Annotated in this window: 10 protein-coding genes; 2 read left to right on the top strand and 8 right to left on the bottom strand. The window is 66.9% G+C overall.

Annotated features, from left to right (window positions below):
* Nucleotides 1-17: 17 nt before the first annotated feature.
* From treY to glgA, 8 genes are all read right to left on the bottom strand, one after another.
* Nucleotides 18-2,849 carry a malto-oligosyltrehalose synthase gene (gene treY / locus R2669_RS03725; protein WP_316898632.1) on the bottom strand — a complete coding sequence of 944 codons (2,832 nt, stop codon included), beginning with the start codon at nucleotides 2,847-2,849 and terminating at the stop codon, nucleotides 18-20.
* Nucleotides 2,846-5,128: a 4-alpha-glucanotransferase gene (malQ, locus tag R2669_RS03720; protein ID WP_316898630.1), complete on the bottom strand. Its 2,283-nt coding sequence runs from the start codon at nucleotides 5,126-5,128 to the stop codon at nucleotides 2,846-2,848. The genes treY and malQ overlap by 4 nt, the downstream gene beginning before the upstream one ends.
* Before the next feature lie 46 nt (nucleotides 5,129-5,174).
* Nucleotides 5,175-7,016 carry a malto-oligosyltrehalose trehalohydrolase gene (treZ, locus tag R2669_RS03715; RefSeq protein ID WP_316898629.1) on the bottom strand — a complete coding sequence of 614 codons (1,842 nt, stop codon included), beginning with the start codon at nucleotides 7,014-7,016 and terminating at the stop codon, nucleotides 5,175-5,177.
* A complete protein-coding gene (gene glgX, locus R2669_RS03710) occupies nucleotides 7,013-9,313 on the bottom strand; it encodes a glycogen debranching protein GlgX (RefSeq protein ID WP_316898627.1) in 2,301 nt (766 codons plus the stop codon). The genes treZ and glgX overlap by 4 nt, the downstream gene beginning before the upstream one ends.
* 906 nt (nucleotides 9,314-10,219) lie before the next feature.
* Nucleotides 10,220-12,526, bottom strand: a complete 2,307-nt coding sequence (gene glgB, locus R2669_RS03705; protein WP_316898625.1) for a 1,4-alpha-glucan branching protein GlgB — start codon at nucleotides 12,524-12,526, stop codon at nucleotides 10,220-10,222.
* Nucleotides 12,523-16,017 (bottom strand): maltose alpha-D-glucosyltransferase, encoded by a 3,495-nt coding sequence (gene treS, locus R2669_RS03700; protein WP_316898623.1) that lies wholly within the window; start codon nucleotides 16,015-16,017, stop codon nucleotides 12,523-12,525. The genes glgB and treS overlap by 4 nt, the downstream gene beginning before the upstream one ends.
* Complete coding sequence (locus R2669_RS03695) at nucleotides 16,014-19,604, bottom strand: maltotransferase domain-containing protein (protein WP_316898622.1); 3,591 nt, start codon at nucleotides 19,602-19,604, stop codon at nucleotides 16,014-16,016. The genes treS and R2669_RS03695 overlap by 4 nt, the downstream gene beginning before the upstream one ends.
* Nucleotides 19,605-19,635: 31 nt before the next feature.
* Nucleotides 19,636-21,267, bottom strand: coding sequence for a glycogen synthase GlgA (glgA, locus tag R2669_RS03690; RefSeq protein WP_316876954.1), 1,632 nt, complete (start codon nucleotides 21,265-21,267; stop codon nucleotides 19,636-19,638).
* Between the two features lie 399 nt (nucleotides 21,268-21,666).
* Here glgA and ahpC point away from each other — a divergent pair, with 399 nt between their 5' ends.
* Both ahpC and ahpF read left to right on the top strand, forming a co-directional pair.
* Nucleotides 21,667-22,230 carry an alkyl hydroperoxide reductase subunit C gene (gene ahpC, locus R2669_RS03685; protein WP_004627987.1) on the top strand — a complete coding sequence of 188 codons (564 nt, stop codon included), beginning with the start codon at nucleotides 21,667-21,669 and terminating at the stop codon, nucleotides 22,228-22,230.
* 124 nt (nucleotides 22,231-22,354) lie between these two features.
* Complete coding sequence (gene ahpF / locus R2669_RS03680) at nucleotides 22,355-23,929, top strand: alkyl hydroperoxide reductase subunit F (protein ID WP_316898621.1); 1,575 nt, start codon at nucleotides 22,355-22,357, stop codon at nucleotides 23,927-23,929.
* The last annotated feature ends 29 nt before the right edge of the window (nucleotides 23,930-23,958 follow it).

The raw sequence follows: 23,958 nt of genomic DNA, 5'->3' as shown, positions 1-23,958 counted from the left end.
GCGGAGGAAATCGGCGATCAGCTGTGCAGCAGGGCGACCGGCAGGTGCGCCAGCACTTGGCCGAGCGCCAGCCGCGGACTCTGCAGCGTCTGGCCGTCGAATGCGCTGTGCAGCGGGGTGTGGGAGAGCGCCGGCGGCAGGCAGACGGTGGTGTCCCGCCATGCACCGTCCGCGAACGTTGGCGTGGGGGCGTGGCCCAGCAGCGCGGAGGCATGCAGCGGCACGATGACTACGATCGCGTCGGCGCCATGCGTGCGCGCAAACGCCAACACATGCTGTGCGCCGCTGCCGGTCACGGCCAGCGGTTGGTAATCGCCCGATTCGAACACCGCTGGCAGTGCGGCGCGCAAGGCGAGCGCACGTGCCAGCACGGCTTGCTTGATGCGGCCGTCGGTCCAGTGGCCGAGCAGCGACGCGAGGCTATGGCCGGCGTGCGCGTGCAATGCCCGCAATGCGCGGTGGCGGGCAGCGTAATCGACCGGCCGGCGGTTATCGGGATCGACCAGGCTGGTGTCCCAGAAATCGGCGCCCTGATACAGGTCGGGCACGCCGGGCAGCGTGGTGCGCAGCAAGGTCTGCGCGAGGCTGTTGACCGCCGCAGCCGGTGCCACGCTTTGCACGAAGGCCGAGAGAGAAGGCAGGAAGGCCAGTGCGGCCTCGCCCGTCAGCAGCGTCAAGACGAAATCGCGGCTGGCGGCTTCGTAGTCCGCATCGGGCGCGAACCAGTCGGTGCGCAGCTTGGCTTCGCGCTGGGCTTTTTCTTGCCACTGCGCGACACGCTCGGCCAGCTCGCGCACGGCATCGGCGTCATGCCAGTCGAGATCTGCCGGCCAGATCCCGACCAGCGTTTGATACAGCATCCACTGCGCGGCCGGCGACGGGGCGGGGCCGGTCTGCAGATGGCGAATCCATGCGGCGTGTTCCGTACGCCATTGATGTGCGGCGGCCAGCCATTGCGCGGGCCGTTCCGACAGCACGGCCAACCGGGCCCGCACGTCTTCACCGCGCTTGTGGTCGTGCGTGGCGGTGGTGAGCATGGCGTGCGGCCAGGTGTTGGCACGCGCTTGCATGGCGTGATGGAACGCGTTGGCGCTCATCGAGAACTCGCCCGGGTCCGCCCCGACCTCGTTGCGCGACAGCAGCCGCCCGTAGCGGTAGCACGCCGTGTCTTCCACCGCCTTGGCCGCCACCGGCGACGACAACTGCTGGCACCGCCGCAATGCGAGCTGGCGCAGCTTGTCCTGCCCGGCAGGTTGCCCGCCCAGCCAGGCGTCGAGCCGGCCGAGCACCGGTTGATCAACGCGCCGCAGGCAGGTTGCCGCCCCCGACATGGCGGTCTGCACGATGGCCGAATCCTGCGCATCGCGTTGCTGCGCATTCGCATAGGTGCGATACACCGGAAAGTGGACGATCACCTCGGCCAGCGCGCGTCGGATGGCGTGCCATGTCACGTCGTGGCTGCTGCGGTCTTGCTGCGCGACCGCATGCAACGCCGACGCGGCTGCATCGAGTTCCGCCGCAAAGTGCGCATGCAGGACCTGGCGACGTGCGGGTACAGCCGTCGCCGAGAACGGCGCTTCAGCCACCGGTGCGCCAATCCATTCCAGCCAGCCCTGCGTGAGCGCGGTTTCGCCATGTGCATCGTGCAACAGGGCGCCCACCTGGTTCATGAAGTCGTAGCCGCTGGTACCGTCCACGCCCCAGTCGGTTCGCATGGCTTCATCGGGGGCGAGGATCTTTTCGACGACGATCCACGGGTGATTCGTGAGCCGGTCAGCGGGGCGCGCAGCGTGTTCGGCCTGCAGCCGGCGGCGTAGTTGGCGGCAGTACGCGGCCGGGTCGGCCAGGCCATCAACGTGGTCGATGCGCACACCGTCAATCCAGCCCAGACGGTAGAGCCGGAACAGCAGCGCGTGCGTCGCTTCAAAGACTTCGGCGCGCTCCATGCGCAGGCCGGCCAGCGAGCCGATGTCGAAGAAGCGGCGCCAGTTGATCTCGTCGTTGGCGGTGCACCAGTGAGTCAGGCGCCAGTGCTGGCGCGCCATCAGCGCATCGAGCTGATCGGGCTGCGCGTTGAGCGTGCGTACGGCTTCGGCGATATGTGCGGCGCCGGCTTCGGTGGTGGCGAGGTTGCGCAGCGCGTCGCGCGCTTCGGCGGCACGTTCGCGGCGCGTGCGCAATGAGCGATGGGTACCGAGCGCGGCAAAGCGGTCTGCCACCGCATGCGTGGCGGTGTCGGCATTGCCGGCGCGAAGCAGCGTGGCGTAGTCGGCCAGCGCAATCGGGAAGCGGTGGTCGTAATACGCAATGGCCAACCGCGCCGCCGTGTCGTCGTAGGTGAGTTGCAGTCGGCCGCTGGCTAGCGCGTCGGCGTAGCTTTCACCCAGGAACGGCGCGAGCACCTTGTTGCGCAGCGCCGGGTTGGATGGCTGCCACTCGATATCGAAGAAGTTGGCGTACGCGCTGTCAGGGCCGGATTCGAGCACGTCCAGCCACCACGCGTTGTGTGCGCCGCCCACACCCATGTGGTTCGGCACGATATCGACGACGAGCCCCATGTCGCGCGCATGCAGTGCATCCACCAGCCGTTCGAGCGCCGGTTCCCCGCCCAGCTCGGGGTTCACGTGTGTGGGGTCGACAACGTCATAGCCGTGCGTGGAGCCCGGTTGCGCCGTGGTGATGGGCGACGTGTACAGATGCGAAATGCCGAGCGCCGCAAAGTCGTCCAGCAGCGCGCGCGCATGGTCGAAGGTGAAGTCGCGGTGCAGTTGCAGGCGCACCGTGGCGCGCGGCACGCGTTGGAGGGTGACGGGCGCGGGGGTTGTGAGGGGTGTGGTCTGTTCGCTCATGACATGCCGATGCGCGCGTTGGTCAGCGCTGACAGGCGCGCCTGGACCGTGGGCGCGTCGAGCAGCGTCGGGGCGGGCGCCGGCAGACGGCGGCGCCAGTTCGGGTGCGTGTCGATCGTGCTCGGCAGGTTCGGCTGCTCGACAAGGCCAAGCAAATCTTCCAGCGGCACCAGCGCCAGCGGCGTGTTGGCGGCGCCCGTGAACACCGTGGCCGCCGTGGCAAAGTCCTGCGCGCTGGCTTGCAGGATGACGTCGGCTTGCGCCGCGTTGGCGGCACGCGCCTGCTCCAGCGCAGCCTGCAGCGGCGCCACGCCGATCATCGGCACCCCGCCATCGGCCAGCACCAGCCGGTTGTGCTCGGCAAAGGCGGCGACGAGCGCGGCGCGATCGTCCATGCGGCGCGCGTGCGCCTCGCTCTCGCTCATGCCGGCGGGCAGCAGGCCGAGCTGGGCTTGCCAGCGCAGATCGTTGCCGATCCACCAGCCGACGAGCGTGGGCAGATCGTGCGTGCTCGTCATCGCGACGGACGCCGGCGCCCACGTGCGCGGGGCCTTGAAGGGCGCATCGTCGCGCGTGTATTCACGCTCGAACCAGAGGATGCGCATGCCGAGCAGGCCGTCGTCGGCGAGCTTTTCACGCAGCCCTGGCGGCACGGTGCCAAGGTCTTCACCAATGACGATGCAGCGGTTGCGCCACGATTCCAGCGCCACCAGCCGCAGCAGATCCTGCATCGGGTAGCGCAGGTACACGCCGTCGAGCGGCCGTGCGCCATCCGGAATGACCCACAGCCGCATGAGCCCCAGCACGTGGTCGATGCGCACGCCGCCGGGCACGGCCATCACCGCCCGCAGCATCTCGATGAAGGCCGAGAAGCCCTGTGTGCGCATGGCGCGCGGACTGAAGGTCGTCAGCCCCCAGCCTTGGCCCTGCGCGTTGAACACATCGGGCGGTGCCCCCACCGTCACGCCGATCAGCAAGTCGCGCTGCCGGGCCCATGCGTGGCTGCCCGCGCTGTCGGTGCCCACAGCCAGGTCGGCGATGAGGCCGATGGCCATGCCGGCGCTTTCCGCGGTGCGCTGCGCGATGGCCCACTGCCGGGCGGCCGCCCATTGCAGGAAGAGGTGGAAGTTCACCGCGTCCTCATGCTCGCGTGCGAAGGCCTGTACGCCCAGGTAGCTCGGATCCTGATATTGCGCGGGCCACTGCTTCCAATGCGCAGGCCCAAGGTGCGCATTCAGCGCTTCAAAATGCGCGTGGTCGCGCAGGCTGGCGCCGCCATCGATGCAGTACGCGCGGAAATCGTCCAGCAGCCGCTGGGCGACGGCGTCCCCGAGCGGCGCCTGCAACAGGCGGTGGTGCAGCGCACGCAGCACCGTCATGCGGGCGTTGCCGCTGGCCGGCCAGTCGATGAGCTGGGCGGCTTCCAGCCGGGCATAGTCGGCGACGAGGTTGCAGTCGACCACGGCTTGCCGCACGGCTTCGTCTCCGAAGAGCGCGGCGGGGTCGATCATCCATGCGTTCAGGAACAGGCGGCTCGACGGCGAGTACGGCGAATAGCGACGCGCGTCGGCCGTGAACATGGCGTGCACGGGGCTGAGCGCCAGTGCATCCGCACCGCGCTGTGCAAGGTGGCGCGCCAGCGTGCCCGCCGCGGTGTAGTCGCCCAGGCCCGCGCTGCTGGCGGCGCGTTCGGCCTCGCATCGCAAGCCATAGAGCTGCGCGGAGGCGCCCCACACGCGGGTGTCGGCTGGGCGATCGTGCTGGCGCAGCGCGTCGGCCACGCCATAGCAACGCGCTGGGGCGATGGCGAGCGTGGCTTCGATCACGGCGCCTGGTCCGGCGTCGATGGTCAGGCGGTGGTAGCCCACGGCGTGCACCGGCCCCAGGCGCAGCGTTGCATGGTGCTCGCTTGCGCTGACGCTGATCTTGCCCTCGGCGCTGCCGTCCTTTTCCAAGTCGACCCGATAGGGCTGACCGTCCAGCAACGCGGCCTGCGGCGCCGAGGTCTGCAGCACGATCGGCTGTCCGACCACGCCCGTCACAAGCGGGGGGATGGCCACCGCTTCGGCTTCCGCACGCAGGCGCGCCTGGCTTTCCGACACCTGGGCCGGCGTGCCGGCAGGCAGGCCCAGCGTGTGCAGCACGGCGCGCAGCACGTCGTCGGCCACGCGCATGGGGCGGCTGGCAGCGTCTTCCCAGTCGACCAGCAGGCCCGCATCGGTGGCCAGTTGCTGAAGCGGCGTGCGCTGCGTGCCGGAGGCGTTGCTGGTGCGGTCCATGGTGCGTTGGTGGGTTGGTGTGTTGGTGCGTTGCGGTTGTCCGATGTCAGGTGGACGACGGCGTGTGCAGTAAGGCCACGCAGGCGCGCCCCGGCAGGCGATGCGCGATGAGCGCGGCGGCGGCGCCCTCGCGTGATTCGTGCAGCAGATCGGCAGGGCTGCCGGCCAGCACCGTAGGCACCGCCACGGCTTGATCGGACAGATTCACCATCATGGTGAGCACGCTGCCATCGCCCATGCGCCAGCGGGCCAGGGCGCCGGCGTGGCCCAGTGCAACCGCATCGAGCGCGCGTGCATTGGGCAGCCGCGGGATGATCTCTGCGTGACGCAGCGCCAGCAGGCGGTGCATGCGGTTCAGTGTGTTGAGTTGTCCCGGTTCGGCCAGGTTGGCCTCGCCGGGGCAGGAGGCGAGGTAGGTGATTTCATCGTTCGGGTCGGGGATGCGCTCGCGCTGGTGCGGGTCGGCAAATGCCGCGAACTTCGCAAACTCCCTGCGCCGGCCTTCCCGCACGGCTTCGGCCAGCATGCCGTGGTGGCTGGTGAAGTACTGGAACGGGCATGTGCTGCCCCATTCCTCACCCATGAACAGCATCGGAATCTGCGGGCTCAGCAGCAACAGCACCTGCGCGGCGTGCAACGCATCGGGGTGCGCGAGCTGCGTCAGCCGTTCGCCAAAGGCGCGGTTGCCGATCTGGTCGTGGTTCTGCAGGAACAGGACGAACGCGGTGGGCGGCAAGTGCGCGCTCGGCTCACCGCGCGGCGCGTTTTCGTGGATGGGCGACGGCTCGCCCTGGTAGCAGAAGCCGTCCTGCAGCACGCGCGCCAGGCGCTGCGCGGGCGCGTCCGCATAGGCGGCGTAATACGCTTCACGTTCGCCGGTCAGCAGCACGTGCAGCACGTTGTGGCCGTCGTCGTTCCACTGCGCATCGAAGTCGCCATGGGTATCGCCATCGCGCAGCAGCGACGCGGCGTTCTGCTCGTTCTCCAGCACCAGATGCACATGCCGGCCAGGCTCGGCCGACAGCCGTACGCGGGCGGCGAGTTCGCCCAGCCAATCGCGCTCGGTGATGGCGTGCACGGCGTCGAGCCGCAGGCCGTCAAAGCGATATTCCATCAGCCACATCAACGCGTTCTGGATAAAGAACTCGCGCACCTGCGGCATGCGGAAATCGATGGCGGCGCCCCAGGGCGTATGCACATCGTCGCGGAAGAAGCTGCGCGCGTAGTGGTGCAGGTAGTTGCCGTCGGGCCCGAAGTGGTTGTAGACCACATCGAGAAACACCATCATGCCGAGCCCGTGCGCGGTGTCGATCAACGCCTTGAGGTCGTCCGGCGTGCCGTAGCTGGCGTCAGGCGCAAAGGGCAGTACGCCGTCATAGCCCCAGTTGCGCGCGCCCGGAAACTCCGCCACCGGCATCAGCTCGATTGCCGTGATGCCCAGCCGTGCCAGTTCCGGCAGCCGCCCCCGCACCCCCTTGAAGCCGCCCAGCGCGCCGACGTGCAGTTCGTACAGCACCGTCTCGTGCCAGGGCCGCCCCTGCCAATCGGCGTGCTGCCAGCGGTAGCGCTGCGGATCGACGACGAGGCTCGGGCCGGGAATGTCCTGCCATTGCGCGCGTGCGGCCGGGTCTGGCACCGACAGCGTCACGCCGTCGCGGTTGGTGATGCGGTACCGATAGCACGTGCCGGCACTCACGGGGGCGACCGCTGCGTACCAGCCGTCGGGTTCGGCATCCATGCGGATGGCTCCGTCGCCCCGCGCATCGTCGAGGTCGATCCAGGCGGCGGTCGCGTCCGGTGCCCACAGCCGGAAGCGGGTGTTGCCATCAGCCAGGACGGTGGCGCCGAACGGCATGTCGTGTGCAAACCGGGGGGCGGGTGCGGTCATCGCGTGGCGTCTCCATTGTCATCGCTGGCTGCTTGGCCGGCGGTCGGTGCGGCGCGCTCGTCGTCGGTCGCAGGTTGTTCGGGCGTGTCGTTCTGTGGTGCGCTCTGTGGTGCGTTTTGTGTATCGGGAACCTGCCCGAGGGTTTCGCCGCTGGCGTCTGCGTCCGGCTGCCCGGCAATCTGCGCGATCGTGGCGAGCTGCGTGGCCAGCAGCAGCACAACGCTGCGCCCCGCTACTTTCAGCGTGCCGTCGCTGTGCGGCCGAGCGTCTTCGTCGGGCGCTGCGCTATCGATGGCGAGCAGCCAGTCCATGGCCGGCTCGGGCAGCGTGAAGGTCAGGTCCGTCGCCGCACCGTTGATGAGCAGCAGAGCCACATGCGGGCGTGCCTCCGCGTCGACGGTCTCGATGCAGGCGCGGCGCACCGCCAACGCCCGCGCCTCGCTGTCGTTCCATGCGTCGGGCGAGAGTACCTGGCCGCGCTCATCGAACCAGGCGATGTCCGGCACGCCCGGCAGGATCTCGGTGTTGCCGTGCACGTAATGCGGCCAGCGCAGCGCGGGGCTTGCCTTGCGCAGCGCGATCAGCCGCGCCGTATAGCGCGCGAGCGCCTGCCCGGGGTCTTTCTGCAGCAATGACCAGTCGAGCCACGACAGGGCGTTGTCTTGGCAATAGGCGTTGTTGTTGCCGTCTTGCGTGCGGCCGAATTCATCGCCCGCCAGTAGCATCGGCGTGCCATTCGAGAAGAACACCGTCGCCAGCAGCGCACGCGTCACGCGTTCGCGCAGGGCCTGGATGGCGGGGTCCTGGGTGGGGCCCTCGGTGCCCCAGTTGGCGCTGCAGTTGTCGTTGTGGCCGTCGCGGTTGTCTTCGCCGTTGGCATCGTTGTGCTTGTCGGCGTAACTGACCAAGTCGTGCAGCGTGAAACCGTCATGCGAGGCCACGTAGTTGATCGATGCCCAAGGCCGGCGGTGACGGCGGTCGAACAAGTCGCCACTGCCCGTCAGGCGCGCGGCGAGGTCGGGCCGCTGGCCCGAGTCACCGCGCCAGAAGCGGCGGATGCCATCACGAAAGCGGTCGTTCCATTCCGCAAAACCGGGCGGGTGGTTGCCGACCTGGTAGCCGTCAGGGCCCACGTCCCAAGGTTCGGAGATCAGCTTGACGGTGGAAAGCACGGGGTCTTGCCGTATGGCATCGAAGAAGCCCGAGCCCTGATCGAAGCCGTTACCCTCGCGCCCGAGCGTGACGCCCAGGTCAAAGCGGAAGCCGTCCACGTGGAATGCGTTGACCCAGTAGCGCAGCGAATCCATCACCATCTGCAGCACGCGCGGGTGCGACAGGTTGAGCGTGTTGCCGCAGCCCGTGTCGTTGATGTAGTAACGCTCCTGGCCCGGCACGAGGCGGTAATAGCTCGCGTTGTCCAGCCCGCGGAACGACAGCGTCGGCCCCAGCTCGCTGCCTTCGCACGTGTGGTTGTAGACCACGTCGAGCAACACCTCGATGCCCGCCGCATGCAGCCGCCGGATCGCCACCTTCAGCTCATGCAGCGATGGCGCCGACAGGTACGACGGCTCGGGCGCAAAGAAGCACAGCGTGTTGTAGCCCCAGTAGTTGCGCAGGCCGCGCTCGACCAGAAACTGGTCCTGCAGGAAGGCATGAATGGGCAGCAGTTCGATGGCGGTGATGCCCAGCCGCTGCAGGTGGTCAATGAAGACGCTATCGCCGAGCGCGCTGAACGTGCCGCGCTCGGGGGGCAGCAGGTCTTCGCGCAGCATCGACATCCCCCGCACGTGGCCCTCATAGATGACCGTGCGCGACCACGGCGTGTTCGGGCGGACATCGTTGCCCCAGTTGAACGACTCATCGGTGACGACGGCCTTGGGCATGGCGGGGGCGCTGTCGCGGCGGTCGAACGAAAGGTCCCCACGGTTGGAATTGAGCCGATAGCCGAACAGCGCATCGGACCAGCGCAGCGAGCCCACCAGCCGGCGGGCGTAAGGGTCGAGCAGCAGCTTGTGCGGGTTGAAGCGATGGCCGTGCTGCGGCTCCCACGGGCCGTAGGCACGGTAGCCGTAGACGAGGCCGGCTTCCACACCGGGCAGGTAGCCGTGCCAGACCTCATCGGTGCATTCGGGCAGGGCGAAGCGGGTCAGTTCCTTTCGGCCGGTGGGGTCGAAGATGCAGAGTTCGATCTTGCTGGCGTTGGCCGAGAAGACGGCGAAGTTGATGCCCAGGCCGTCCCATTGGGCGCCTAGGGGGAAGGGTTTGCCGGGGGAGAGGGTTTTGGGGAAGCGGAGCATTAGAGGCTGTTTCGTTGTGCGTCTTTTTGGCTTGGTGGTGCATCCTTGTTTCGTACCCTGCCGGGCACGACTTACTTTTCTTTGTCTTGCCAAAGAAAAGTAAGCAAAAGAAAGGCGCGCCCGAGATGGCGACCCCCTCCTTGAATTTTCGTAAGCGGGCGGAGAACGGGAAAACTCGCTGCGCTCAGACAGTTCCCGTTCTTTTTTCCGCCCGCTTACGAAAATTCAAGGCGCCATCTAGGGCAGGGACGGCCAAACCGGCTCGGCACCGCCCGTGGCGCTGGGTGCTTCTTTCTGTCGAGGCTCAAAGCCCCGGGATTGGGTTTCTGAACGTCAACGTTGGCGTTCGGAACCTCAACGATGAAGTTCAGAACCTCAACGTTGGCGTTCGAGTACTTCAACGTCGGCGTTCAGAACCTTGATGTCGAAGTCTCCGAACCGCAAAGCTGAGGTTCAGAACCTCAAAGTCCGAGTTCAGAACCTCAAAGTCCAGGTTCAGAACCTCAAAGTCGAAGTCTCTCAACTCCAAAGCACCCGTTCACAACTTCGATGTACGCGTTCTGAACTTCGAAGTTGAACTGCAGAACCCCCAGTCACAGCAAGAACATGGCGCACGAAGCCGCGTGCTCCCACGCCAACGCTAGTGCCACGACGGTGTAGCCGTACCCTGCCCTAGATGGCGCCTTGAATTTCTGTTGCAGAGAGGAAAAAGGAAGGGAAACTGTCTGAGCGAAGCGAGTTTTTCCCTTCCCCTCTCTGCGACATAAATTCAAGGAGTCTTTCGCCATCTCGGGCGCGCCTTTCTTTGCTTACTTTCTTTGGCAAGACAAAGAAAGTGAGTCAGCCCCGGCAGGGGATGAAAGAAAGGCAAACCACCAACACCAAAACAAAAACCCAAAACAAAAATCAAACCTTCAAAACCACAACCCCCAACGGCGGCAGCCTCAACACCAACGACTGCCCCTGCCCATGCGCGGCCACGTGGTCCACATCCACCGCCCCGCCGTTCCCGAAATCGCTGCCGCCATACACGGCAGCATCCGTGTTCAGCACCTCCCGCCAGTGCGTGGCCCCGTCCGCCGGCGGCACGCCAATGCGATACCCCTCCCGCGGCACCGGCGTCATGTTCGCCACCACCAGCATCGGCCGCCCTTCGCCATCCAGCCGCAGGAACGCAAACACGCTGTTGGTGCGGTCGTCGCCAATCACCCAGTTAAACCCCTCGGGCGCCGTGTCCCGCGCATGCAATGACGGTTCATTCCGGTACAGCGCGTTCAGGTCATGCACCAGCCGCTGCACGCCACGGTGCCGCGGGTCGTCCAGCAGGTGCCATTCGGGCGAGGCATCGTGGTTCCATTCGCCCACCTGCCCGAACTCGCTGCCCATGAACAGCAGCTTCTTGCCCGGGTGCGTCCACATGAACGCGAGATAGGCGCGCAGGTTCGCCAGCCGTTGCCATTCATCGCCGGGCATCTTGCCCAGCAGCGAGCCCTTGCCGTGGACCACCTCGTCGTGCGAGATCGGCAGGATGAAGTGCTCGGAGAACGCGTACACCAGCCCGAACGTCATGCCGTCGTGATGGTGCTGGCGGTACACCGGGTCGCGCTGCATGTAGTGCAGCGTGTCGTGCATCCAGCCCATGTTCCACTTGTAGTCGAAGCCCAGGCCGTTGAATTCCACGGGCGCGGTCACGCCGGGCCAGGCGGTCGATTCTTCGGCGATGGTGATGGCGCCGGGGCAGCGTTCGTGCACGACCGTGTTCATCTGCTGGATGAACGCGACGGCCTCCAGGTTTTCGCGGCCGCCGTAGCGGTTGGGCACCCATTCGCCGGCGCGGCGCGAGTAGTCGCGATAGAGCATCGACGCCACGGCATCCACGCGCAGGCCGTCGATATGGAAGCGCTCCAGCCACTCCAGCCCGCTGGCGATCAAAAAGCCGCGCACTTCGTTGCGGCCGAAGTTGTAGATGAGCGTGTTCCAGTCCTGATGGAAACCTTCGCGCGGGTCCTGGTGTTCGTACAGCGCGGTGCCGTCAAATTGCGCCAGCCCGTGCGCGTCGGTCGGGAAGTGCGCGGGCACCCAGTCGACGATGACGCCCAGGCCAGCCTGGTGGCAGCGGTCCACAAAGCGCGCAAACGCCTCCGGCGCCCCAAAGCGCGCAGAGGGCGCAAACAGCCCCAGCGGCTGATAGCCCCAACTGCCGCCAAACGGATGCTCCGCCACCGGCAGCAGTTCAATGTGCGTGAAGCCAAGCGCCGTGACGTACGGAATCAGCCGGTCGGCCAGTTCATCCCATTGCAGGTTGCGGCCGCCGTCTTCCAGATCGCGCAGCCACGAGCCGGCATGCACTTCATAGATGCTGATGGGCGCGTCGGGTTTTTGGCGTTCGGCGCGCGTTTGCATCCACGCGTCGTCGTTCCAGCGCAGCGGCGCCGGGTCGGCCACCACCGAGGCGGTGGCGGGCGGCGGTTCGGTCTGGCGGGCGGCGGGGTCGGCCTTGACCATCAGCCGGCCGTCGGCGCCGATCAGTTCGAACTTGTAGCGCGCGCCGGGGCCGACGCCCAGGCCGCTGGGCAAAAACAGTTCCCACACACCGGCCTGATGGCGCAGGCGCATGGGGTGGCGACGGCCGTCCCACTGGTTGAACTCGCCCACCACCGACACACGCTGCGCATTCGGTGCCCACACCGCAAAGCGCACGCCGCTGATGCCGTCGATGCGCATCGCCTGCGCGCCCAGGCAGCTTGCGAGCGCCCAGTGCGTGCCCTCGTTCAGCAGATGCAGGTCCAGATCGCCCAGCAGCAGCCCAAAGGCGTATGGGTCTTCGGTTTCCTGCACGGCTTCATGGCCGGTGCCCGCAGGCCAGATGATGCGCAGGCGATACAGCTCCGGGTGGCCATACACGTCCTGCGCATCGGCGCGCAGTGGCCCGTGGAACAGCCCCGTACGCCCGACCTGCGTCATCTCCGTGATGATCTGGCCGCGCGAGTCGATGGCCTGCACGCGGCGCGCGCCCGGGTAGAAAGCGCGCACGACCCAGCGCGCGCCGTCCTCGGTGTCCAGGCGATGCGGGCCCAGCACGGCGAATGGATCACCCAGGCGGCCATGCGTGAGCGCATCGACGCGCATCTGGTCGACGCCCGGTGGCGGCACGATCGGCGCCTCGGGTTCGGTGGCGGTCTTGGTTGGGGTGGCAAAGTCGAGCGCGGTCACGGTGGGCCTCCGGTCGAGTCTTCCGCAGCGGGCGGTGGTGGCTCTGCATGCAGCAGGCGACGTGCCACCCGCGTGAAGCCTTCCAGCGGAATGGGCAGCCAGGTCGGACGGTTGGATGCTTCGTAGTTGACCTCGTACGCGGCCTTTTCCAGCAGGAAAAGATCGAGCAGGTGCAGATCGATCACGGGCTGATCGAGCGCGTTCAGATCGGGCCCGCGAATGGCAGCGGCGTACGCCTCCAGGAAGCGCTCGGTGGACGCAGCGCGGAAGCGCTCCAGCAGGACGTTGCGGCGCTCCTGCGCGGGCCCGGCCACGTGCTCGGGGCCTTGCCGCATGGCGCCCACCACGTAGTCGAGCGAGCGCATCAGCCCGGCGACGTCGCGCAGCGGGCTCGTCTTGCGCCGGCGTTCTTCCACAGGGCGCGACGGCTCGCCTTCAAAGTCGATCAGGAAGGCATCGCCCTGCGCCACCAGCACCTGGCCGAGGTGGAAATCACCATGGATGCGCGACAGCGTGGCGCCCAGGCCGTCTTCGGCATGCGCGCGCGCGGCGTCGAGCAGCGACTGGTGTTGCGACAGCAGCCATTGCACGTCGGGTTGCCGCGGGCTGTCGGGGTTTTGCTGTTGCCAAGCCATGAGGTTGTCGTGCGCGCGGGTCAGCTGTTCGCTCACGCGGGCGATCCAGTAGGCGGCATCGTCAGTGTCGGCAATGCGCGCACCGAAGTTCGGGTCTTCGGTGGGCGCCGCCAGTGCGGCATGCAGTTCGCCCAGCCGCGTGCCGATCACGCCGATGAAGTTGACGTAGCCGGCCAGCGCCTCGTCGGTATCCACGCGCGCTTCCGAGACGGCCACCGGAGACGATTCACCATCGCCCGTGGTCACGCCTTCCATCTGCACGGCCAGTTCGTCGATGGTGCGCCGCAGGTAGTCCAGCGCCCATGTCCAGGCATCGCCCTGGTTGGGCACAAAGCTCTGCATGACCGCCAGCGTCGAACGTTCGCCGTCGGCAGCGTGGTGAGAAACCTCGCCGATCAGCGCCGCTGTGTTGGCATAGCCCACGCGCGTGAGGTGGCGCGTCATCTCCACCTCGGGGTGGACGCCCGCTGCGATACGCCGGATGAGCTTGACGATGACAGACTCGCCAATCACCAGCGAGCTGTTGGATTGTTCGGCCGCGAGCCACTGGATGGGCGTGTCGGGCGCCAGCGGCAGCGGCGCAGGCCGTGTGCTGCCGGCTTCGGGCGACACAGCGGGCTCTGCCAGTTCTGCGATGTGCGGCTCGGGCTCGAACCGCACGGTGCCGTCATTGGCCTCCAATGTGGTACCGCGCACGAGGTTGGTGAGCAGCGCGCGGGCGAAGGTCTCGGTGGTGAAGGCGTCGGTCAGGTAGCCGACATGGCGGCCGCGCCGCACGCGCGCCAGCGCCAGCTGAATGGGCAGTGCCGGCAGCGTGGACGATTCCCAGGCGATGGAAAGCGGCAGCAGGTAGCGCTCGACGCGCTCGGTGCCGTCGGGGCTGCCCAGTGTGACGGCCACTTCGTTGAAGAACACCTCGGGCCGCGTTGCTCCGGCCAGCGGGCGATTGGTGGATGCCGCATCTACAGGCACGGTCGCGCCCCATGCAAACTTCGCGCCGCGCAGCACGCTGTCCTTGGCGGCAAACCAGCGGCGCTTCGGCAGATACGTCGGCAGGATTTCGCGTTCGATCAACTGGCGGTGCGCCTCGCGCTGCCGCGTGTCGGCCAGGGCATCGAGCCCCGCGCGCAGCACGAGCGTCGTGAACTCGGGCAGCTGCTCGGCGGCCGGTTGCGCCCAGGTCGGCCCCGGCTCGTTCTCGCGCAGCTCCAGCCAATAGAAGGCGTACGGCGGCAGCGTGAGCAGATACGACAACTGCCCGATGGGCGGAAACGCCGTCCCGCCGATCAGTTCCACCGGCACGCGCTGCGCAAAGGCGGACAAGTCCAGCTCCACAGCCTGCGAGGCGCGGGAGAGATTGGCCACGCAGAGGATGGGCGCCTCGCCTTCCAGCGCGCGGATATACGCCAGCACCTTGCGGTTGGACGGCTGCAGGAACTGGATGGAACCCCGGCCGAACACGCGATGCCGCTTGCGCGTGGCCAGCAGCCGGCGTGTCCAGTTCAGCAGCGAATGTGCGTCGCGGCTCTGCGCTTCCACATTCACCGATTCATAGCCGTACAGCGAGCCCATGATGGCGGGCAGCACGAGCTGTTCGGGGTCGGCGCGCGAGAAGCCGCCGTTGCGGTCGGGGGACCACTGCATCGGCGTGCGCACGCCGTCGCGGTCGCCCAGGTGGATGTTGTCGCCCATGCCGATTTCGTCGCCGTAGTACATGACGGGCGTGCCGGGCATGGAGAACAGCAGGCTGTTCATCAGCTCGACGCGGCGGCGGTCGCGTTCGAGCAGCGGTGCGAGCCGGCGTCGGATGCCCAGATTCAGGCGCGCACGGCGGTCGCTGGCGTAGACCTCCCAGAGGTAGTCGCGCTCGGCGTCGGTCACCATTTCGAGCGTCAATTCGTCGTGATTGCGCAGGAAGATGGCCCATTGGCAGCCGGGCGGCACCTCCGGCGTCTGACGCATGATGTCGGTGATCGGGAAACGGTCTTCACGCGCGATCGCCATGTACATGCGCGGCATCAGCGGGAAGTGGAACGCCATGTGGCACTCGTCGCCGGCACCGAAGTATTCCTGCGTGTCTTCCGGCCACTGGTTGGCCTCGGCCAGCAGGAGGCGGTTCTTGAATTCGCCGTCCATGGCCGCGCGAATCTTGCGCAGGACTTCGTGCGTCTCGGGCAGGTTCTCGTTCGACGTGCCTTCGCGTTCCACGAGATACGGTACGGCATCGAGCCGCAGACCATCCACGCCCAGGTTCAGCCAGAACTTCATCACGCCGATCACGGCCTTGAGCACGCGCGGGTTGTCGAAGTTGAGATCGGGCTGGTGCGAGTAGAAACGGTGCCAGTAGTACGCATTGGCGACCGGGTCCCACGTCCAGTTGGAGGGCTCGGTGTCGATGAAGATGATGCGCGTGCCGGCGTACTTCTTGTCGTTGTCGGACCACACGTAGAAGTCGCGCAGCGCAGAACCCGGCTTGGCGCGCCGCGCACGCTGGAACCACGGGTGCTGATCCGACGTGTGGTTGATGACCAGTTCCGTGATCACGCGCAGGCCCCGCGCATGCGCTTCGGCAATGAAGCGGCGCACGTCGGCCATGGTGCCGTAATCAGGGTGGACGCCGCGGTATTCGGCGATGTCGTAGCCGTCGTCACGGCGCGGCGACGGATAGAACGGCAGCAGCCAGATGACGTCCACGCCCAGCTCGGCGATGTAGTCGAGCTTGGAGATCAAACCGGGGAAGTCGCCGACGCCGTCGTTGTCGGAATCGCAGAACGATTTGACATGCAGCTGATAGATGACGGCGTCCTTGTACCAGAGCGCGTCGTCCACCAGCAGCGCGGTCGGATTGCGCGTCATGACGGGTTTTCCTCCGAAGGCAGGGCCGGGCGCACGCGCCAGATGGCAAACGGCTGCTCGGGTTCAAGGCGGATGTGCTGCCACTTGCCGCGCCAGACCGTGCGCTGGCCGTTGACCAGGTTCTCGGCCATCAGCGCGCCGTGGTCGGGCAGGCCCCATTGCCACAGTGGCAGTTCGATGTCGGATTCGTGCGCGTGGTGCGGGTCGAGGTTGATGGCGACGAACACCGTGTTGTCACCAAAGCGGTCCGGCGACAGGGCGTTGGCCAGTTCGGCCTGCGAGGTTTCCAACCGCGCCGGCAGCACGGGCGGCGTCGATTTGCTGAAGAACAGGATCTGGTCGCCCGAGGCCGGCTGGAACGTCACGCCCAGATGCGAGTGCAGCGCCGGGTTGGCCCGCCGGATGCGATTGAGCAGGGCGATTTCCTTGACGATGTTGCCGGGGCGGTTGTGGTCCCACGCACGCAACTGGTATTTCTCGGAGTCGAGGTACTCCTCCTTGCCGGGCACCGCGGCGCCTTCGCACAGCTCGAAGCCGTTATAGACGCCCCACAGGCCCGACAGCGTGGCCGCCAGCGCCGCACGAATCAGGAAGCCCGGCCTGCCCGACGTCTGCAGGAACACCGGGTTGATGTCGGGCGTGTTGACGAAGAAGTGCGGGCGGAAATATTCACGCACCGGCGTGCGCGTCAGCTCGGTCAGGTAATCGATGAATTCCTGCTTGGTGTGCCGCCACGTGAAGTACGTGTACGACTGCGAGAAGCCGACCTTCGCCAGCCGGTACATCACCTTGGGCCGCGTAAAGGCTTCCGACAGGAACACCGTATCCGGATAGCGCGCGCGCACCTCGCCGATCATCCATTCCCAGAACGGCAGCGGCTTGGTGTGCGGGTTATCGACGCGGAACAGGCGCACGCCTTCGTCTGCCCAGAACATCACCACGTCGCGCAGCGCCGTCCACAGGCCGGGCTTGGCGTCGTCGGCATAGAAGTCGACGTTGACGATGTCTTCGTACTTCTTGGGCGGGTTCTCGGCGTATTTGATGCTGCCGTCGGGGCGCCATGCAAACCAGCCGGGGTGCTCGCGCAGCCAAGGGTGATCGGGTGAGCATTGAATGGCGAAGTCCAGCGCCAGCTCCAGGCCCTTCTCACGCGCCGCGCGCATCAGGCGGCGGAAGTCTTCGAGCGTACCGAGCTGCGGATGGATGGCGTCGTGCCCGCCTTCGGCAGCGCCGATCGCGTATGGGCTGCCCGGGTCGTCGGGCTCCGCGCGCAGGCTGTTGTTGCGTCCCTTGCGGTTGGTGCGCCCGATGGGGTGGATGGGCGGGAAGTACAGCACGTCGAAGCCCATGCCGCGGATGGCGCCCAGGCGGCGGATCACATCGTCGAAGGTGCCGTGCCGCTGTTCGTCATCCGACGCGGAACGCGGAAACAGTTCGTACCAGCTCGCGAACGCTGCGCCAGCACGTTCCACGTCGAGCGGGTACGCCACGCTTTCGACATAGAAGGGCCGGTAGTGCGAGGCCTGCGCCATCACCTGTGCGGTCACCGGGTCCAGCAGCAGCTTGAGACGGTGCGCGTGATCGGCATCCGCCAGCAGTCGGGCCAGCTTGTGCAGCGCCTCGGCGGCTGCGTCCTGCGGGGCGTGCTCGGCTGCCTGTGCGACCAGCCGTGCGCCTTCTTCCAGCTCCAGCGTCACGTCAACGCCGGCCGTATGCTTCTTCTCCAGCTCAGACCGATAGGTGCCGAAGGCATCGCGCCACGCAGCAACGGCGTACAGGTGCCGCCCCAGCCGTTCCGGCCGGAATGCGCCGCGCCAGCGATCGTTGCCCAGGGCCACCATCGGCACGTGCTGCCAGGCCTCTTCATCCTGTGCACGCCACAGCAGGTGGACGGCCAATTTGTCGTGCCCGTCCATCAGCACGTCGGCCTCGACCACGATGTCGTCGCCCACCAGGCGCTTGACGGCAAAGCGTCCGTCTTCAACGGAGGGCTGCACCTGTTCGATACCGATGCGCGGCGCGGCAATGGCTGCGTTGACAGGGTCCTTCGCTTCGCCGGCCTTGGCGCGCGGGCTCTTGGCGGGCTTGGCGGCCGCAGGAGCGCGCACCGGGGCATTGCGGAAGACGCGCCAGACCTGCACATCGCCGGGCAGCAGATCGATCTCGGCCAAGGGCCGGGCGTTGGCACGCAGCGTGTCGTCGCAACTGCCGACGGGCTCCGTCAGCAGATCGAGCGCCACGCCGCGCGTAAAGCCGCCGGCCACGCCGGGCAGGAAGTGGTCGGCATGCACCGACACGCCCATGTAGAGGTCGGGGTTGATGACCGTCAGCGTGGCGGCATCGCCTGCGCGCAGGTCCGGGCCATCGGCGCGCAAGAGGGCGGTGGCCGGCGCGTCGGGGCCGGTCAGCATGCGCAGTTCGGCGTGCGGCGCGACGGTATTCGTCTGGCGTGCGGCGCGGATGGTCGCATTCACATCACGCACTGCATCGCTCAGGTCGAATGCGGCGTGCGCGTCGATCCATTGCTGGTCGGAGGGGTCACCGCGCTCGGCCAGCATCGGCAGCAGTGCGCCGCGTTCGAAGCCCAGCGGCATCAGCCAGCCGGCATCGAGCGTATCCGCCACGTGCAGGAGACGGCGGTAGGCCCGTTCGCGGATCATCGCGTCGCCAAACGCCTGGCCGTAGCGCGTGCCGAACGGCGCTTCCACCGTGGCGATGGGCGGTGCGACGGCGACGAGGCGCGCGTGTTCTTCCACCATCCAGCCGGCGCGGAAATCCCACCAGCGCAGCGACGAAAACGTCGCGTCAAAGCCGGCGCCCGCCAGTGCGTCGATGGCCGCGCCGTCCATGCCGGGCGTCCACGCCAGGAAGCGGACGGCATCGGCCTCCTTGCGCACGTCGGCGATCAGCGTGCGCCAACGTTCGGCAGGCAAGCGGCCCGGCGCTTCGCAGCGGAATCCGCCGATGCCCAATGCGGCCCAGTTGCGCAGCTGCTGCGTCCACCACGTGAGGATGGCGTCGGCGGTGCGCGGGTCGTCGTGGCGGAACGAAGCCACCTCGAGGTGCGACGGCGGCAGGCGCGGGTCGAGCGCGTCGCCGTCTTCGGCGTGGCTGGCGAACCAGTCGGGGTGGTCGGCACGCAGCGGCGCATCGATGGCAACGCGGTCGATCACGAGGTCGAGCAACAACGTCAGCCCGCGCGCGCGGCAGGCTTCGGCCAGCGTGCCGAGCGCGGCGTCGGCCGGCCCGCCGCCCAGCGCTGCATGCAGCTGCGCATGGTCCCGCGTGACGAAGACGTTGCCGGCCGCACCCACGGCAAACGGCGGCGCCATCAACACATGGTCAAAACCCAGTGCGGCAATGCGATCGAGCACGCCATCCCATCGGTCGAGCCTGCCCAGCTGCAATGGATGGACGTAGCAGATGGCGGGCGCATACGCAGGCTCGACGGCGGCCGGCGGGGCTGCGGTGGGCGTGGCGGCCGGCTTCGCTACCGACTGGGCTTTGCTGCCGGGCGGCTTGGCCGCCTTCAGTGCGGCCGTGTTTTTACGTGAAGAGGCGGGCTTGGGCGACTTGGTCTCGGGCATGCGTGAAAGCGGGGCAGGGCGTCAGGCGCGGTCAGGCACGGATTTTTTCGGCACTGGCTGCGCGCGCCACCGCGTGCGCCCGGATCTCGTCGGACAGCGCCGTCGAGCGTCGCCGCGCCGGCGTACGCACAGGTTGTTCGGGGCGGGGCGTGTGCAGCGCGTCGGTTGCGGCCGGCGTCTGCGCAAGCGCAACGGCGGGCATGGGTGTGGCAGCAGGTACCAGGTTGCGGTACAGCGCGATGTATTCGCGGGCCGGCTGCGACCAGCCGAAGTCGGTCGTCATGCCGTTGTATTGCAGGATGCGCCACGCCTGCGGCTGGGCGAAGACATGCAGCGCACGCTCCACGGCGGCGACCATGGCGTCGGCGGTGTCGCCGTCAAACAGGAAACCTGTGGCCCCGTGCAGCGCCGCTTCGGGCGAGCCATGGTCGGTGATCGTGTCCATCAGGCCGCCCACGCGCGAGGCGATCGGCACCGTGCCGTAGCGCATCGAATAGAGCGGCGTCAGGCCACACGGCTCGAAGCGGCTGCCATGCAGCAGGATGTCGGCGCCGGCGTGCAGCAGGTGCGCATAGGCCTCGGTGTAGCCGATCTTCGCGGCCACCTGGCGCGGATAGCGCGCCGCCAGTTCGGCCATGCCGGTCTCGTATGCGTGTTCACCGCAGCCGAGCACGGCCACCTGCAATTGCGGGTTGGATTCGAGCAGCTGCGGCAGCGCCTGCAAGGTCACGTCAGCCATCTTCTGATGCGTCAAGCGGCTGCCCACGGCCAGGAGCGGCGCCTTCGGGTCTTCCGGCAGGCCGAAGCGTTGCTGCAGGACGCGCTTGGCGGTTTGCTTGCCGCTCAGGTTGGAAGCAACAAACGGCTGCGGCAGAAGCGGATCCTTCGAGGGGTTCCACACATCGTTGTCGATGCCGTTGAGGATGGCGACCAAGTCTTGCTGGCGTGCGCGCAGCAGGTCCTGCATGCCGCAACCTGCCGCTTCGGACAGGATTTCGCGCGCATAGGCGTGGCTCACGGTGGTGATGCGATCGGCCCACAGCAGGCCCGCCTTCAGGAAGCTGAACTGGCCCCAGAACTCGGCTTCGTGCGCCGCATCGGGCGGCACGCCAATGTCCGGCACCACGTGCATCGGGAAATTGCCCTGGAACGCAAGGTTATGGACGGTAAACACCGTTTTCACCGGCACCTGCGCCCGCTTGACGAACAGCGGCACCAGCCCCGCGTGCCAGTCGTGCGCCTGCACGATGTCAGCGCGATGCACGCCCGGCACGCCCCCGGCCACGCGCGCAGCCGCCTGGCTGAATGCCGCAAAGCGCAGCGCGTTGTCTTCGTACGGCTCGCCGTGGTCGTCCAGGTATGGGTTGCCCGGCCGCGCGAATAGGGCCGGTGCGTCGAACAGCAGGACCGGAATGCCCTGTGCGCCCATGCGGCCGCTCAAGAGGCGCGCGCGGCCGCCAGGCAGGTCGGTCCATTCGCACACCGTGTGCGTGTGCTGCAGCTGGGCGATGGCGTCGGGATAGCCCGGCAGCATCACCGTGACTTTCATGCCGGCGCGCCGAAGCGCGCTCGCGCACGCTCCAACCATATCTCCGAGCCCACCGGTCTTGGCCAGCGGCACAGCTTCAGAAGCGACGAAGAGAACGTTCAGCGACAAGGTCATGCTCCCGAGGGAATTCGCCTGCCGGGCCGTCCAGCTGATCAACAGCGGAGGCGCCGATGCATGGCGGAGGGGGTTGCGATCGACCTCCTCGCGCAAGACCTATGCCAGTCAGACAGACGCTGACAAGGCAGGGGGTCTTTGCTGGCGCGGCCTGGGCTGTACGTGATGTACGCGCGGCAGTGGCACGTGCAGCGTGTGCAACCTGCGGGTGCGCTGTGTAATTTCGTCTATGCGTGCGGGCGCACGTTGGGAGATGGGCCGGTTCAGGCTCCGAAGGCCGAGCTGGCCGCGCAATAGAAAAAAACAATCGACGAAATCATATCAATCAACTTGTGCAATGCACTGATCGACGATACGATCCACTCCGTTGTCAACCAAGCAACCCAACCGAAAACCACTATGTCGCTGATCAATACTCAAGTCCAACCGTTCAAGGCCCAAGCGTTCCACAACGGCAAGTTCATCGAAGTCACGGATGAGTCGCTCAAGGGCAAGTGGTCCGTGCTGATCTTCATGCCGGCCGCATTCACCTTCAACTGCCCGACCGAAGTGGAAGACGCAGCGGACAACTACGCTGAATTCCAGAAGGCTGGCGCCGAGGTCTACATCGTCACGACCGACACGCACTTCTCGCACAAGGTGTGGCACGAAACGTCGCCGGCCGTGGGCAAGGCTCAGTTCCCGCTGGTGGGTGACCCGACGCACGCGCTGACCAACGCATTCGGCGTGCACATTCCGGAAGAAGGCCTGGCACTGCGCGGCACGTTCGTGATCGACCCGCAAGGCGTGATCAAGACGATGGAAGTGCACGACAACGCCATCGCCCGTGACGTGAAGGAAACCCTGCGCAAGCTCAAGGCTGCCCAGTTCGTCGCCAACAACCCGGGCAACGTGTGCCCGGCCAAGTGGAACGAAGGCGCGAAGACCATCAAGCCGTCGCTGGACCTGGTCGGCAAGATCTAAGTAGTCAAGGCTGTTGCTGCAGAAATGCAGCGTGAAAAACGGCCGGCTCTGCCGGCCGTTTGCTTAAGGGCGCAGGCATGTGCCGCGCCCTGTCACTGAATCAAAACGAATAAAGGAAGTCGTCATGCTGGATGCTGATGTCAAGGCCCAACTGAAGGCCTACCTCGAACGCCTCGTGCAGCCCATTGAGCTGGTCGCCAACGTCGATGACAGCGAGGGCTCCCGCGACATGATGGACCTGCTGCGCGACGTGGCCGAGCAGTCCAGCATGATCGTGCTGACCGAGCAACGCGATGCCGCCGAGCGCGCACCGTCGTTCCTGATCCGCCGCACCGGCGCCGATGTGAGCGTGCGTTTTGCCGCCATCCCGACTGGCCACGAGTTCACCTCGCTCGTGCTGGCACTGCTGCAAGTGGGAGGCTATGCGCCCAAGCTCGAAGCCGACGTCATCGAGCAGATTCGCAATATCGAAGGGGATTTCCGCTTCGAGACCTACATGTCGCTCACGTGCCAGAACTGCCCGGACGTGGTCCAGGCGCTGAACGTGATGTCCGTGATCAACCCGCGCATCCAGCACGTCGCCATCGACGGCGCGCTGTATCAGGGCGAAATCGAGGCACGCCAGATCATGGCCGTGCCGACCGTGTTCCTGAACGGCGAGACGTTCGGCACGGGCCGCATGGGCGTGGAAGAAATTCTCGCCAAGATCGACACCGGCGCTGCCGCGCGTGATGCTGAAAAGCTGGCCGCCAAGGAAGCGTTCGATGTGCTGATCGTCGGTGGTGGCCCGGCCGGCGCGGCGGCTGCCGTGTACGCGGCCCGCAAGGGCGTGCGCACCGGCGTGGTGGCCGAGCGTTTTGGCGGCCAGGTGCTCGACACGCTGGGCATCGAGAACTTCATCTCCGTGCAGGAGACCGAAGGGCCGAAGTTTGCCGCCGCGCTGGAGCAGCACGTGCGCCAGTACGACGTCGACATCATGAATACGCAGCGCGCGGTCAAGCTCACGCCGGCAGACAAGCCGGGCGGCCTTGCCGAGGTGACGCTCGCCAACGGCGCGGTGCTCAAAGGCCGCTCGGTCATCCTGTCGACCGGCGCGCGTTGGCGCAACGTCAACGTGCCGGGTGAGCAGGAGTACAAGAACAAGGGCGTGGCGTACTGCCCGCACTGCGATGGCCCGCTGTTCAAGGGCAAGCGCGTGGCCGTCATCGGCGGCGGCAACTCGGGCGTGGAAGCGGCCATCGACCTGGCCGGCCTGGTGAACCACGTCACGCTGCTGGAATTCGCCAGCGAGCTGAAGGCCGATGCCGTGCTGGTGCGCAAGCTGCAAAGCCTGCCGAATGCGACGATCGTCACCAACGCGCAGACCACCGAGATCACCGGTGACGGCCAGAAGGTCAATGGCCTGCGCTACAAGAGCCGCGTCGATGGCGTTGAGCACACTGTCGCGCTGGAAGGCGTGTTCGTGCAGATCGGCCTGGTGCCCAACACCGAATGGCTGGACGGTGCGGTCGAGCGCAATCGCTTTGGCGAGATCGTCGTCGATGCACGCGGCCAGACCAGCGCGGAAGGCGTGTTTGCCGCAGGCGATGCGACCACGACGCCGTACAAGCAGATCATCATCGCCACCGGCGATGGCGCGAAGGCCGCACTGTCGGCGTTCGATCATCTGATCCGCGTGCCGCTGGCCGAAGCTGCCTGAAGCTGAACTGAGCCGTATCCGTACCAAGC

Origin of the sequence: Ralstonia edaphi, from assembly GCF_958350185.1 — a bacterium.
GTDB lineage: Bacteria > Pseudomonadota > Gammaproteobacteria > Burkholderiales > Burkholderiaceae > Ralstonia > Ralstonia edaphi.
The sequence above is the reverse complement of the archived record's forward strand: the minus strand, read 5'-3'. Positions and strand labels throughout refer to the sequence as shown.